Source organism: Nonomuraea montanisoli (assembly GCF_013363975.1).
GTDB lineage: Bacteria > Actinomycetota > Actinomycetes > Streptosporangiales > Streptosporangiaceae > Nonomuraea > Nonomuraea montanisoli.
Genome location: NZ_JABWGN010000015.1, coordinates 247,475 through 261,024, shown reverse-complemented (window position 1 = coordinate 261,024; position 13,550 = coordinate 247,475). Strand labels below are relative to the sequence as shown.

Below are 13,550 nucleotides of genomic sequence, written 5' to 3'. Positions count from 1 at the left end.
GCATCAACCGGCTCAAACGGCACCGCGGCATCGCTACCCGGTTCGACAAACTCGCCGTCCGTTACGAAGCCACCATCCACATCGCTGCCATCAACGACTGGCTCGTCATTCTTTGAGACACGTCCTAGCGCCGACGGCCGACCAGGTCGGCGGCCTGCGCGTACGCCTGCTCGAACCCCTCCAGGACGGCGGGCCAGGTGCCCGCGGCGGGCGGCGTGGCGCGGTTGTGCGCGGTGATCCGGGCCCGCAGCCCCGCGTCGGCGGACAGCCGGGCCACCGCCGCCGCCAGCTCGCCGAGGTCGCGGCCGAGCAGCCCCTCCGTGCCGTGCCGGACGAAGTCGGCCACCCCGCTCTGCGTCCGCGCCACCACGGGCAGCCCGGCGGCGCGCGCCTCCAGCGCCGCGATGCCGAACGACTCGCGCGGCGCGGGCGCCACGAACACGTCCGCCGACTCCAGCACCTTGGCGATCTGCTCGCGCGTGTAGCGGCCGGGCAGCGACACCCAGCCGGTCATGCCGTGCCGGGCGAGGTAGCGCTCCATGGACCCGCGCGCCGGTCCGTCGCCCACGATCGTGGCCCGCAGCGGCACCGCCGGCGGCACCGCGGCCCGCACCCGGCCGAGCAACCGCAGCAGCCGCACCGGCTGCTTGCGCGGCGCCAGCCGTCCCACCGCGACGATGTGCACCTCGTCGTGCTCCAGGGGGTCGCCGGCCAGGGGACGCCACGCCGACAGGTCCAGCCCGTTGGAGACGACCCGCACCGGCACGCGCCGGCCCGCGACCGCGCGGATCGGCGCCGCCGCGGCGCTGCTCACCGTCGTGCCCACCAGCCCCCAGCGCTGCCACCCGTACGCCAGGCGCAGCAGGCGGTAGAGGGCGCGCGTCAGCGGGTCCCACATGCTGTGCACGGTCACCACGCACGGCAGCCCGGCCCGTACGGCCGCGCGCACGCCCATCCACGCGAACGGCGAGACCGCCCCCGTGTGGACATGGACCACGTCGGGCCGCGACGCCCGCATGCGGCGCGTGAGATGCCCCACTCCGGCGGGGTGGACCGGCAGGTCGAACGGCATCGGCGCGACGATCCGGTGCACACCGGGCAGCGCCTCGCCCCTGGTGGCGGTGGCCACCTCGACCTCGTGGCCCGCCTGTCGCTGCATCCGCACGAGGTCGGCGACCTGAACCTCGATCCCCCCGAGCCGCGGCAGGTAACAGTCACTCACGTGAAAGATCCGCACCCCTCCCAGACTAATCTGGGCCTGTGCCTCCACGTACCGCTGTGTTCTTCCACGCCCATCCCGACGACGAGGCCCTGCTGACGGCGGGCACGATGGCGATGCTCGCGGCCGAGGGGCACCGCGTGGTGCTCGTGGTGGCGACCGCGGGCGAGCGCGGCCTGGCCGACATGGACCCCGGCGAGGAGCTCGGCCGCACCCGGCTGAAGGAGCTGTACGAGTCGGCCGCGCTGCTCGGGTGCGCCCGCGTGGAGTGCCTCGGCTACGGCGACTCGGGCCTCAGCCCGAAGGGCGGCGTGGCCGACGAGCGGCCCGACAACGCGTTCATCGACGCCGACACCGAGGAGGCCGCGGGCCGGCTGGCCGACATCCTGCGCGAGGAGGAGGCCGAGCTCCTGTCGATCTACGACCCGGCGGGCGGCTACGGGCATCCCGACCACGTCCAGGTCCACCGGGTGGGGCGGCGGGCCGCGGAGCTCGCGGGCACGCCGATCGTGCTGGAGGCCACGGTCGACCGCGACCCGCTGGTCAGGCTGCTGCGGCTGGCGGGCAAGGTCTACCGGTTCCCCCCGGAGTTCGACGTGCGCACGTTCGAGAGCGCGTACTCGCCGGGCGAGGTGATCACCCACCGGGTCAATGTGCGCAAGTACACACGGCAGAAACGGGCGGCCATGGCCGCGCACACCTCCCAGGCGAGCGGCGGCGACGGCGACCGCACCCTGGCCGTGCTGCTGAAGGTGCCCGGCCCGCTCTACCGCCTGGTGTTCGGCACCGAATGGTTCGTCCGCCGCGACGTGCCGCCCGGCACCCGCCTGCGTCATCCTCTGGACCCGCGGCCGAGTTGACACCTCCGGAGGATCCGGGCCGCGCCCGCGCCCGGCAGACTGGGACACGATGAAGAACAAGTGGGTCCAGATCACACTGTCCGCGTTGTCGCTCGCGCTGGCGGTGGTGCTCGTCGTGTATCTGCCGCAGATCGTGCGCGCGCTGACCGGCAAACCGGTCTCCTGGCACGAGATCGGCGCGGTGTTCGCCACCATCGGCTTCCCGATGATCGCGCTGATGACGGCGCTGTGGCTGCTGAGCCTGTTCGCGTACACGTTCGTGCTGACCGGCTCGCTGCCCGGCCTCGGCCACACGCAGGCGCTGACGCTGAACGCGGCCGGGAGCGCGGTGAGCAACCTGCTGCCGTTCGGCGGCGCGGCCGGGGTGGCGCTGACGTTCGCCATGACCCGCGGCTGGGGGTTCGGCAACCGCCCGATCGTGGTGATGACGCTGGTCAGCGGCATCTGGAACACGTTGTTCAGGTTCATCCTGCCGGCGGTCGGGATCATCGCGCTGCTCATGGCGGGCGAGGTGCCCAACCACACCGTGGCCCGGGCCGGCTGGGTGGGCGCGGTGTCGATCCTCGTGCTGTGCCTGGTCGTGGCGGCGGCCCTCTACTGGGACCGCGCCGCCCGGCTGCTCGGCCGCGGGCTGGACGCGGTGGTCCGGCTGCTGCGGTTGCGCTTCCACGCCTCCGAGGCGTTCGAACGGCTGCGCGCCGACACCGCCGACGTCGTCCACACCCGCTGGCTCGGCCTGTCGGTGGGCATGGTGTTCTTCCTCGGGTTCCAGTGGGCGATCATGGCCGCGTGCATGCTGGCCACCGGCGCCTACCCCGGCCTGGCCCAGTCGATCGCGGTGTTCGCCCTGTCGCGGGTGCTCACCAGCGCCCTGATCACCCCCAGCGGCGCGGGCATCATGGAGGGCGGCGTCGTGCTCCTGCTCACCGGCGCGTTCGGGGTGCCGGCGGCGCCCGCGACGGCGACCGCACTGCTGTTCGGCTTCTGGACTTACACTATCGAGATCCCGTTCGGCGGCCTCGCCCTGGGCGCGTGGGCGCTGCTGCGCAGGCGTGACGGCCGAGGCACCGCCACGGAGCCCCCGTCCACGATCTCGAAGGCCTCCCCGTGACCATCCGAAACGAAACAAAGACCTTGTGCGTGATTCGGAAGCTTGCATAGCGTGGCGGCTGACATGGTGGCGTTCCGGGTTCTGGGGCCAGTCGAGGCGTACGAAGACGACGAACTCGACCTCGGCGGGTTGCGGCAGCGGGCCGTCCTCGCCCGGCTTCTCGTGGCCAGAGGTCAGGTCGTGCCCGTCGACACGTTGCTCTACGACCTGTGGGATGACGACACGGCCAAGGGAGCCCAGTCGGGGCTCCAGGTTTACATCTCGCGGCTGCGCCGCGTGCTGGAGCCGGGGCGTCCGCGTGGCGGGCCCAACCGGCTGCTGGTGACCGTCGCCTCCGGCTACGCGCTGCGGGTGGCGCCCGACCAGGTCGACGCGCTCACGTTCGAGCAGCTCGTCCGGGCCGCGGGCGAGCACCTGGAGGAGGGCGACCCGCAGTCCGCGCGCGGCCGCCTGGAGAAGGCCCTCGGCCTGTGGCGCGGCACCCCCTACTCCGACTTCGCCGACCAGCCGTGGGCCGAGGCCGAGGTCAACCGGCTGACCGAGCTGCGGCTGGTCGCCCGCGAGCGGCACGCCGACACCGGGCTGCGCCTCGGCCTGCACGCCGAGACCGTGCCCGACCTGGAGGCGCTGACCACCGAGCACCCGCTGCGCGAGGAGGGCTGGCGGCTGCTCGCCCTGGGCCTCTACCGCTGCGGCCGGCAGGGCGACGCGCTGGCGGCGCTGCGCCGGGCCCGCGGCATCCTGGCCGACGAGCTGGGCATCGACCCGGGGCCGGCGCTGCGCAAGCTGGAGTCCGACATCCTGGCCCAGGCCCCCGAGCTGGAGCTGGCCACGGTGCCGCGCCCGCCGCGGCCCGTGCCGGTCGGCGACACCTGGCCGCCCCGGCCCGCCGCCGCGGTCGAGCCGCCCCCGCTGGAGCCCGAGCCGTTCGTCGGGCGTGACGCCGAGCTGGCCCGGCTGACCACCGCCGCCGGCCGTACGGGCCGCTTCCAGGTCGCGATCGTCGCCGGCGTCGCGGGAGCGGGCAAGACGACGCTGCTGCGCCAGCTCGAAGGCCGGCTCGCCGCCGACGGCTGGATGACGGCCTCGGGCGCCTGCCCCGACTCCAGCGCGACGCCGCCCGGCTGGGCGTGGGTGGAGATCCTGCGCTCGCTGGTCGGCCGCACCGGCGCGGGCGAGTACTCCCAGCTCCTCGCCCCGCTGCTGGACGACGCCGCGCCCGACCCCGACGACGACGAGGCGTCCGGCGGCTTCCGCCTGCACCGCGCGGTCGGCGGCTATCTGGCCGGGGTGGCCCGGCGGGCGCCGATGCTGCTGACGCTCGAAGACCTGCACTGGGCCGACGACCAGACGCTCGCCCTGCTGCGCGCGCTGCCCAGCCTGCTGGCCACCAGCCGGGTCATGCTCGTCGTCACCTGCCGCGAGAGCGAGCTGGACGACGGCCAGTCCGACGTGCTCGCCTCGCTGGCCCGGCTCGGGCCGCTGCGCGTGCAGCTCTCGGGGCTCGACCCGAAGGCCGTGGCCGAGCTGGTCCGGGCGACGTGTGTGCGCGAGATCGACGAGGACGCGGTCGAGTCGATCGTGGAGCGCACCGCGGGCAACCCGTTCTTCGTCCGCGAGACCGTCCGCCTGCTCGACTCCGAGGCCGCCGCCGACCGGGCCAGCGCCGCGGAGGTGCTCTCCCGCGTGCCCTCGGGCGTGCGCGACGTGCTGCGGCGGCGCATCTCGCGCCTGCCCGCCGGGGCGCAGCAGATCCTGCTGCAGGCCGCCGTGATCGGCCGTGACGTCGATGTCGACGTGCTCGTGGACGTGGCGGGCGACATCGAGCGCAGGAGCTCGCGAGGAGAGAGCGACGGAGGAGCCAACGACGAGCGAAGCGGGCGCGTCGACAACACAGACGCGGTGGTGGAGGCCGTCGAGGCGGCGTTACTCGCCGGGCTGGTCACCGAGCCGGGCCCGGGGCTGCTGCGCTTCGACCACGACCTGGTGCGCGACACGATCTACTCCGACGCGTCCCGGCTGCGCCGCACCCGGCTGCACGCGGCCGTCGCGTCGGTCATCGAGCGGCGCGCCCCCTCCGACGTGGCCGCGCTCGCCCACCACTACTTCCTGGCCGACGCGGCCGAGAAGGCCGTCCACTACTCCGGCCTCGCCGCCGAGCAGGCCGAACGCCGCTTCGCGCACCGTGAGGCCGCGACGCTGTGGGAGCAGGCCATCGCCGCGTTCGAGCGCAGGAGCTCGCGACGAGAGAGCGAGGCACGAGCCAACGAGGAGCGAAGCGGGCGCGACCATGAGCACGACCGCACGGGCGGCGACACCCGCGACCGGCTGCAGCTCATGCTGCACCGGATCAAGGCGCTGGCCCTGTGCGGCGACATGACCGCGGCGCGGCTGCTGCGCCGCGAGGCCATGGACGCCGCGCTGCCGCTGGGCGACCTGGAGATCACCGCCCGGGTGGCGGCCTCGCTGGCCGTCCCGCACAAGGGCATGGCGCGCGACTTCACCCGCACCGCGTGGGAGATCGTGGACGTCACCGAGAAGGCGCTCATGGAGCTCCCGGAGGGCGAGCAGACGCTGCGCGCGAGCCTGCTCACCACGCTCGCGCTGGAGCTGGAGGGCTCCTCCTCGCCCGAACGCGGGCGCCAGGCGTCGCTGGAGGCGCTGGAGCTGGCCCGGCAGAGCGGCGACCCGGTGCTGCTGGCCGCCGCGCTGAGCGGGCGGCTGCGCCAGTCGTACGACATCCCGGCGGTCGACACCCGCGAGAGCATCGGCCGCGAGCTGCTGGAGGTGGCCCAGCGCTCCGGCCAGATGGCCACCCAGGCGCTCGCCCATCTGGTGCTGCTGGAGTGCGCGGCGGCCCGCGGCCAGTTCGCCGTGGCCGACGAGCACGCCGCCGCCGCCGAGCGGCTGGCCCGGCAGTACGATCTGTCCGCGCCCGCCGCGGTCTGCGCCTGGTACGCCGGACAGCGCCTGATGATCACCGGCGACTACGCGGGGGCCGAGCGCACCTACCGCGAGGCGGCCCGCATGACGGCCCGCGCCGGCATGCTGGAGGGCCGCCAGGACCTGCCGCTGATCACCACGTTCTGCCTGCACCTGGTGGACGGCCGCGCGGCCGAGACGGTCGAGCTGCTGGCCGAGGCGCACCAGCGGGGCGCCAAGTGGACGCTCGACGCGTACGCGCTGGCGCTCGCCTCCGCCGGGCACCTGGCCGACGCCAAGGCCGTGGCCGCCGTCCGGCCGCCGGTCCGGCCCGACTTCCTGTACGAGCTGGCCATGACGTGGCGGGCGCTGGCCGGGATGCTGCTCGACGACCGGGAGCGGATGGTCGACTGCTACGACAAGCTCGTGCCGTTCGCCGACCGGGTCGCGGGGGCGGGCACCGGCGTGGTGGCGCTGTGGCCGGTCGCGCTGACGCTCGGCGACCTCGCGCTGCGGCTGGGGCAGCCGGACGCGGCGCGCGACCACTACACCAAGGCGCTGGAGGTCGCGGAGCGGGTCGGCGTGCCGCGCTGGGTGGACGCCGCCCGGCGCTCGGTCGGCTTCTGAGGGCCCGTCAGCAGGCGACCTGGAAGCGCCTGCTCCTGACCGTGCCGGCGCCCCGGACGGACAGCTCGACCCGGTACCACCCCGGGTTGCCGGTGATGCGCGGCGACCAGTCGACGCTCTCCTGGAGCCCGGCGAACCCGTCGTGGTCCACCAGGTAGTCGCGCCAGGCGTGACCGTCCGGGCCCAGGCGGGCAAGCCGCCAGGTGTAGAGGGCGGTGCCGTGCGGGTCCGGGTTGACGACCACGCCCCTGGCCCTGAACGTCTTGGCGCACCCGGCGTCGCTGCGCGTCTCGGCGACCGTCACGGCGCCGGGGGCGGCCGGGGACACGCTCGACGCGATCGGTGTGGTCATCGGCATCTCGCGGGCCGACAGGGTCACGGTGTGCTCGTCCCGGGGGGCGGAGCTCGCGGTGTCGTAGGCCGAGAACCCCACGTAGGCGGCGGTGAAGGCGCACGCCGCCACGAACAGCTTGGCCGTGTTCGCCGTACCGCTGACCAGGACCGCGGTGCTTCTCGTCCCCATGATCGTGACTCCCCTTCGCTCACGTACAGGTGTAGGCGAGGACGATTGCGGGGCGGTTGTCGGTGACTTGCACCTTTTACGGCGTCCGTGCAGGCCGCCGGTGCGACAGGATGAGAAGGAGTGACGGCCGGACCGCTGTGGCAGGCACGCTCGGGCGTGAACTAAGGTTAGGCTGACCTTTGTGCGATCTGGGGTGGTGATGTTCCGCTATGAGGCGCCCGGCGCTCGCCGTCCCCTCCCCTGGTGAGCCGTTCTGGCTCGGCCTGCCGTACTGGCTGGTGGGCGTCATCCTGATCGTGGCGCTGTTCGGGGCGTTCCAGGTCTACTACTGGGTCGGCCGCAAGCTGGGCGAGCGCCTGTACGACTCGCGGATCGGCGTGCGGCTCGGCCGCGAGCGCATCGCGAAGATCGAGGACGTCGTCGAGCGGTGGGGCGCGCTGGCCGTCTACGGCTGCTTCTGGGTGCCGATGCTGCGGCACACGCTGCCCTGGGTGGCCGGGGCGCTGCGGGTGTCCTATCCGTGGTACGTGGTGGCGAGCGCGCTGGGCTGCCTGACCTGGGCGCCGCTGTGGTGGTTCGGGCTGACCGCGCTGGTGTGGGGCTGGCTCCGCCTGGCCGCCACGTCGCCGGTGACGGCGGTGGTCGTGGCCGTGCTGGGGGTGGCGGGCGCCGTCGCCTTCGCCGTCTGGCGCCGCAGGAAGCGCGCCCAGAAGGCCCTCGTCGCCTGAGGCGGCCCCTCCCGGGCTGTCCTCCGTCACACGGGGAGGTGGGTGCGGTCCTCGACTGTGGCGTCCGGGGCGATCCGGCGTACCGACTCGATCCCGTTGACGCAGGCGGCCTTCGTCGCGAACCCCTCGCCGACCGCGACCGTCTGCCCGTTCGCCGCCACCAGCGCGAAGCGGAACGTGCCCGTCTCGTCCCTGCTGATGAGGTATCTGCCCGTCATGACGCCCCCGTTCGCCGTCGTCCGTAACGGCGGTTTACCCGGCACTGGTCCTTGTTGTCGCGTCTTTGAGACCTGGTTCGGCAAACGGAGCGTTGATCACCTGGGACCATGTCGCCATGCGTATTGGGGGTTTCATCGGCTCTGCCGCTCTCGTTCTCGCCCTTGGGGTCGTCTCTCCCGCGCCCGCGGGCGCCGTGCCGGCCGTCTCGGCGCCGGCGTCCGCGCTCCGCGGCGCGGTCCAGGCCACGACCAGGACCACGACCACGGTCAAGCCCAAGGCGACGTTGCCGGCGGTCGGCGCGAAGGAGGCGTACGTCGCCGACTCGGCCGGAACGATCCACTTCAACAAGCGGGAGACCCGCCGGGTCCCGGTGGCCAGCCTGGTCAAGGTCATGACCGCGCACGTGGTGCTGCGCGAGGCACAGCTCACCGACACCGTCGAGATCACCGCGGCGGACGTGCGTCACGCCACGAGCAACGGTGCCACCACGGCCGCGCTGAAGAAGGGCGAGCAGCTGACGGTCCGCGACCTGCTGTACGGGCTGATGCTGCCGTCGGGGGCGGACGCGGCCAACGCGCTGGCGCGCAGGTACGGCCCGGGCATGACCGCGTTCGTGGCCAAGATGAACGCCGAGGCCAAGCGCCTCGGCCTGGCCGACACCCGCTACACCAACGCCGACGGCCTGCCGACCCCGGCCAAGGGCGGCTACTCGACGGCCGTGGACCAGGTCAAGCTCGCCGACATCGCCTTGGACGACGCCACGTTCAGGGCGGTCGTGGGCGCCGAGACGCACAAGGTGGCCAAGTCGGCGGTGCACCGGGCGCACACCTGGCGCAACACCAACAAGCTGCTCCAGCAGGCCGACGGCGTGCTCGGCGTCAAGACCGGCTTCACGAACGACGCGGGGTTCTGCCTGCTGTTCGCCGGGGAGCGCAGCGGCCGGGAGGTGGTCGGCGTCCTGCTCGGCGACCAGAACGCCCGCCGCTTCAGCACCGCCGAGCGGCTGCTCGACTTCGCGGGCGAGCAGATCGCCGGCGGCTGACCGGCTGCCCTGGTTCGCCCCATACGGTCCGATGATCGGGGGATTTCGGTAGCCTAACGAGCTCTAGGCTTGGCGACCGTAATCCGATCGACAGAAGGGACCGTGCGCGTGCTCGACGACGCCGGACTCCAGGCGCTCCGCGAGGCGGCGCGCCTCTCGCCGGACAATCTCCCTCTGCGACGGCACCTGGCCGACCAGCTCCTGGCCAAGGGTTACCTCGCGGAGGCCGAGGCCGAGTACCGCGCGGCGCTGGTGCTGGCGCCCAAGGACCCGGAGATCGCCGCGGGGCTGGCCGAGGCGTTCGCCCGGCAGAGCGCGCACGGTCAGGCGCTGGCCGTTCTGGAACCGTTCCTGGCCGCTCCCGGCTGTCCGCCGCGGCTGGGCGTGATCGCCGCCCGCGCGCTGCTCGGGGAGGGGGACGCGCACGGCGCGGCCCGCCGTTACCACGAGGCGGTCTCGCGGGACCCGTCGCTGGCGGACGCGGACCTCGCGGCCCGGCTGACGCCCCAGCCGATCGCCCCGTCGGCGCCGTCCTGGGGCGCTCCCGCCGCCCCGGGCGCCTCCTGGGGCGCTCCCGCCGGACCGGGCTCCTCCTGGGAGGCTCCGGCCGCCCCGGGCTCCTCCTGGGGCGGCCAGGCCGGGCCGGTGCAGCAGCCGGCGGAGGGGCCCGGCGGCGCGCAGGTCGAGCGGTCCTCCGTCTCGTTCGCCGACGTGGCCGGCATGGAGGCCGTCAAGGAGGCGCTGCGCGTCAAGCTGCTCCTGCCGATCCAGCAGCCCGAGCTGTTCAAGGCGTTCGGCAAGCGCGCCGGCGGCGGCGTGCTGCTGTACGGCCCGCCCGGCGCGGGCAAGACCCACCTCGCCCGGGCCGCGGCCGGTGAGCTCGGCGCCGCGTTCGTCAGCGTCGGCCTGTCCGACATCCTCGACATGTACATCGGCTCCAGCGAGCGCAACCTGCGGGCGGTGTTCGACCTGGCCCGGCGCAACCGGCCGTGCGTGCTGTTCTTCGACGAGGTCGACGCCCTGGCGGCGCGCCGCTCCGACATGCGCCAGGCGCACACCCGCCAGCTCGTCAACCAGTTCCTGGCCGAGCTCGACGGGGTGGACCAGCACGCCAACGAGGGCGTCCTGGTGCTGGCCGCCACGAACGCCCCCTGGTACATCGACGTGGCCTTCCGCCGTCCCGGCCGCTTCGACCAGCTCGTGTTCGTGCCGCCGCCCGACCACGCGGCCCGCGCCGCGATCCTGCGCATCCTCTGCCGCGACAAACCGCTGGCGGAGATGGACTTCGACGCGGTGGCCCGGGTCACGGAGCTGTTCGCCGGCGCCGACCTGAAGGGCGTGGTGGACCGGGCGGTCGAGGCCAAGCTGCACCAGTCGATCAGCGCCGGGCGGCCCATCCCGCTGTCGACGCCCGACCTGCTGGCCGCCGCGCAGTCCGTCAAGCCGGCCGCCGTACGCGAGTGGCTGGGCACCGCGCGCAACTACGTGATGCACGCCAACGACTCGGGCGCCTGGGACGAGCTGATGCCCTGGATCAAGCAGGTGCGATGACGCTCCCGTCCCCGCCCGAGGCCGGCGCGATCCAGCGCGCCCGGGCGCTGCTGGAGCTGCGCCGCCCCGCGGACGCCGAGCGGGAGCTGCGCGGCGCCCTGGCCGAGGCTCCGGAGCACGCGACCGCGCACGCCTACCTCGCGGTCGCCCTCGACGCCCAGCGCAGGCATGGCGAGGCGATCGCCGAGGCGCGCGAGGCCGTGCGGCTGGCGCCGGAGCACTGGTTCACGCACTATGTCGCCGCCCAGGTCCACAAGGGCGCGGGCCTCCTGGCGGAGGCGGTCGCGGCCGCGCGGGCGTCCCTGGCCCTGTCCCCGGAGGAGGCGCTGACCTGGGAGGTGCTGGCGCGGACGCACCTGCAGGCGGGCCAGTGGCCGGAGACGGCCGAGGCCGCCCGGCGCGGGCTGGCCGTGGATCCCGAGGAGTCCGACCTCGCGAGCCTGCTGGCGCTGGCGCTCGCCCGGCTCGGCGACGGCGCCCAGGCGCGGGCCACCGCCTCGCGGGCCATCGCGCTGAGCCCCGAGAGCACGCTGGCCCACCTCGCGTACGGGCACGCGGCACTGGCGGCCGGCGACCCCGTCGAGGCCGCCTCGGCGTTCCGCGAGGTGCTGATGCTGGACCCCGGCTTCGACACCGCCCGCGGGCTGCTGCTGACCGCGCTCAAGCAGCGCAACCCGGTCTACCGGACGCTGACCCGGCTGCGGGAGAGGTTCTTCGGCCGGGGGTGGCTGGTGCTGCTGCTGCCGGCCATGCCGGCGCTCATCGTCGTGTTCGTCCTCATCGCGCTGCTCCACTGGGGGGCGTGGGTGGCCGAGGCGTTCACCACGCTGCGCCTGGCGCGGGGCAAGGCGACAAGGCTGATGTTCGGGAGCGGCGACGCGCGGGTGGCCGCGCTGTGCTGCGCCCTGCCGGTCGCCGGCGCGGCGGTGCTGGCGGCCGGGGCGGCGACGGGCCTGGACGCCCTGGCGACGGCGGGCGGCGCGCTCATGGCGATGGTCACGCCCGTCCAGGAGGCCGGGCACACCGGCTCGCGGCGCGCCCGTAAGGTCCTGTACGGCTGGTCGGCGCTGCTGGCGGTGGCCGCCGTCGCGGCGGTGCTGCTGGCGGCGGCCCCGATGGCGCTGCTGACGGCGTACGCGGCTCTGTCGACGATCTGGATCGCCGCCGGAGTGCGACGCTTTCTCGGCACCTGACGGGAAATTTCGCTCTTCGCCCTTTATTCCGTTTTACAGCCGCGTTATCCGCCGTGAATGCCGCCAATCGGGCGGCTTCTCGACGGAGAATACCGGCAATGGCATGATGCGCCGCTCGTTGACGCTTTTTCACCCTTGCTTTCCCTGTACGGGGAAATCCCATTCGGCGTGGCGTCCTGGGGTGGCTCGCGGCAACTGTAAGCATCTTTACCGTCACGCTGTGCTTGCGCAGGGTGCAAACGGGGGCCTTTTCCGGCCAATAGATTGACCGCGGCCGTCTGCCGCGTTCCGAGAGGAACGGAACCTCATGTTCACCAGTTCCCGAACCAGTACCAAGACCGACAGCCGGCCGGTCAAGGCGCTGCTGACGCTCGCCACGGCCGGAACCCTGTCCGTGGTGCTCGCCGCCAGCGTGGCCGCTCCGGCGTTCGCGGCGGATCCCAAGAAGGACAAGAAGCTCAGGAAGGCGGTCAGGGACCACGTCGTCTCCCAGCTCCACGACCGCGACTCGGACTCCGACGACTCGGACTCCGACGACGCGGACGACGCCGACGACACGCCGATCGTCACGACCACGCGGCACCACCACAGGCGCCACCTCCACCTCGCCGGCGCGGGCGACGACTGCAACAGGGGAACCTTCTTCAAGATCCACTCCCTGGAGCCGCGGCACTTCTACATCCCGCGCACGCACTTCGTCGACGGCCCCGGCGGCTCGGTGACGGCCAGCGTCCACCGCGAGCACGAGGTCCTCGCGTTCGTCGAGGCGGACTTCGAGAAGCTGCGCTCCATCAGCACGGAGCTCACGCCGGACACGATCGTGCGCACGCTCATCAGGACGTCCATCCCGCACCTCGAGAAGCGGCACATGATCTTCACCGGTCACGACTACACGCACGACATCGCGGACGGCAAGTACGGCAACCTGTGGTACCGCGCCTTCGGCTACCGCATCCGCTGGGCGGTCCGGGCCCGGCTCGACACCTGCAAGGTGGTCCGCACCGCCCACGGCATCGCCGACATCCCGTCCGCCGTGGAGGGCTGGCGTTACTGGGAGACCGACAAGCCGATGTTCCACGGCAAGGTGCTCTCCGAGAAGTAAGCAGTTTCGCCGGGCGGAGCCGGCCGCGCCCCTCGCCAGGGGGCGTGGCCGGCTCCGCCCTTTCGCGTGCCCGGCGGGCCGACGGGTCAGTGCTTGACGTCGCCGGTGACCGTCCTGTGCCGGAAGGTCTGCGCGCCCGCGCGGTGCACGGCCGCCTTGACCAGCCCGAAGATGGCCCCCTGAACCGCCGCGGCGACGAGGACCTCGGTCCAGGTCCGGCCCAGGTCGCCGGCGTCGGGCGCGTCGTCCTGGCCGGAGGCCAGCTTCCACACCCGCTTGAACAGCGCGGCCGCCAAGGCGCCGCTGAGCATGCCCATCCCCAGCGACGCGGCTTTCTCCACAGGTTGCATCTCATCTCTCCTCACGACGGTGTCTGCCTGTGCCCCGTGTCACGGCGCTAAACGCGCAGACCTCACGACAGGGCCCGCCGGGTCTGAAAAAGTTCTCGCGTGC

General features: G+C 73.4%; 12 protein-coding genes. 8 read left to right on the top strand and 4 right to left on the bottom strand.

Features of this window, described 5'->3' with window-relative positions; translation table 11 throughout:
* Nucleotides 1-124: 124 nt before the first annotated feature.
* Complete coding sequence (locus tag HTZ77_RS34735; protein ID WP_328808943.1) at nucleotides 125-1,222, bottom strand: glycosyltransferase family 4 protein; 1,098 nt, start codon at nucleotides 1,220-1,222, stop codon at nucleotides 125-127.
* Between the two features lie 38 nt (nucleotides 1,223-1,260).
* Here HTZ77_RS34735 and HTZ77_RS34730 point away from each other — a divergent pair, with 38 nt between their 5' ends.
* The 3 genes from HTZ77_RS34730 (at nucleotide 1,261) to HTZ77_RS34720 (ending at nucleotide 6,739) form a co-directional block, all read left to right on the top strand.
* The gene (locus HTZ77_RS34730) at nucleotides 1,261-2,079 is read left to right on the top strand and encodes a PIG-L deacetylase family protein (RefSeq protein ID WP_328808942.1); all 819 of its coding nucleotides are present in this window, start codon (nucleotides 1,261-1,263) and stop codon (nucleotides 2,077-2,079) included.
* A 49-nt stretch (nucleotides 2,080-2,128) separates the two neighbouring features.
* The gene (locus HTZ77_RS34725; protein WP_175593959.1) at nucleotides 2,129-3,190 is read left to right on the top strand and encodes a lysylphosphatidylglycerol synthase domain-containing protein; all 1,062 of its coding nucleotides are present in this window, start codon (nucleotides 2,129-2,131) and stop codon (nucleotides 3,188-3,190) included.
* A gap of 63 nt (nucleotides 3,191-3,253) precedes the next feature.
* Nucleotides 3,254-6,739 (top strand): BTAD domain-containing putative transcriptional regulator, encoded by a 3,486-nt coding sequence (locus tag HTZ77_RS34720; RefSeq protein ID WP_175593988.1) that lies wholly within the window; start codon nucleotides 3,254-3,256, stop codon nucleotides 6,737-6,739.
* A gap of 7 nt (nucleotides 6,740-6,746) precedes the next feature.
* Here HTZ77_RS34720 and HTZ77_RS34715 read toward each other — a convergent pair whose 3' ends face one another.
* Nucleotides 6,747-7,262: a hypothetical protein gene (locus HTZ77_RS34715; RefSeq protein ID WP_175593958.1), complete on the bottom strand. Its 516-nt coding sequence runs from the start codon at nucleotides 7,260-7,262 to the stop codon at nucleotides 6,747-6,749.
* 209 nt (nucleotides 7,263-7,471) lie between these two features.
* Here HTZ77_RS34715 and HTZ77_RS34710 point away from each other — a divergent pair, with 209 nt between their 5' ends.
* Nucleotides 7,472-7,990 carry a DedA family protein gene (locus HTZ77_RS34710; protein WP_175593957.1) on the top strand — a complete coding sequence of 173 codons (519 nt, stop codon included), beginning with the start codon at nucleotides 7,472-7,474 and terminating at the stop codon, nucleotides 7,988-7,990.
* A 26-nt stretch (nucleotides 7,991-8,016) separates the two neighbouring features.
* Here the strand turns inward: HTZ77_RS34710 and HTZ77_RS34705 are convergent, their stop codons facing one another.
* Nucleotides 8,017-8,208: a YegP family protein gene (locus HTZ77_RS34705; RefSeq protein ID WP_175593956.1), complete on the bottom strand. Its 192-nt coding sequence runs from the start codon at nucleotides 8,206-8,208 to the stop codon at nucleotides 8,017-8,019.
* Between the two features lie 116 nt (nucleotides 8,209-8,324).
* Here HTZ77_RS34705 and HTZ77_RS34700 point away from each other — a divergent pair, with 116 nt between their 5' ends.
* The 4 genes from HTZ77_RS34700 (at nucleotide 8,325) to HTZ77_RS34685 (ending at nucleotide 13,097) form a co-directional block, all read left to right on the top strand.
* Nucleotides 8,325-9,251 (top strand): D-alanyl-D-alanine carboxypeptidase family protein, encoded by a 927-nt coding sequence (locus HTZ77_RS34700; RefSeq protein WP_175593955.1) that lies wholly within the window; start codon nucleotides 8,325-8,327, stop codon nucleotides 9,249-9,251.
* A gap of 102 nt (nucleotides 9,252-9,353) precedes the next feature.
* A complete protein-coding gene (locus HTZ77_RS48470; RefSeq protein WP_328808940.1) occupies nucleotides 9,354-10,802 on the top strand; it encodes an AAA family ATPase in 1,449 nt (482 codons plus the stop codon).
* Nucleotides 10,799-11,995, top strand: a complete 1,197-nt coding sequence (locus HTZ77_RS34690; RefSeq protein ID WP_175593954.1) for a tetratricopeptide repeat protein — start codon at nucleotides 10,799-10,801, stop codon at nucleotides 11,993-11,995. The genes HTZ77_RS48470 and HTZ77_RS34690 overlap by 4 nt, the downstream gene beginning before the upstream one ends.
* Nucleotides 11,996-12,302: 307 nt before the next feature.
* Entirely contained in the window at nucleotides 12,303-13,097 is a 795-nt protein-coding gene (locus HTZ77_RS34685; RefSeq protein ID WP_175593953.1) for a hypothetical protein, read from the top strand.
* A gap of 86 nt (nucleotides 13,098-13,183) precedes the next feature.
* Here HTZ77_RS34685 and HTZ77_RS34680 read toward each other — a convergent pair whose 3' ends face one another.
* Entirely contained in the window at nucleotides 13,184-13,447 is a 264-nt protein-coding gene (locus HTZ77_RS34680; protein ID WP_175593952.1) for a DUF4235 domain-containing protein, read from the bottom strand.
* Between the last annotated feature and the right edge of the window lie 103 nt (nucleotides 13,448-13,550).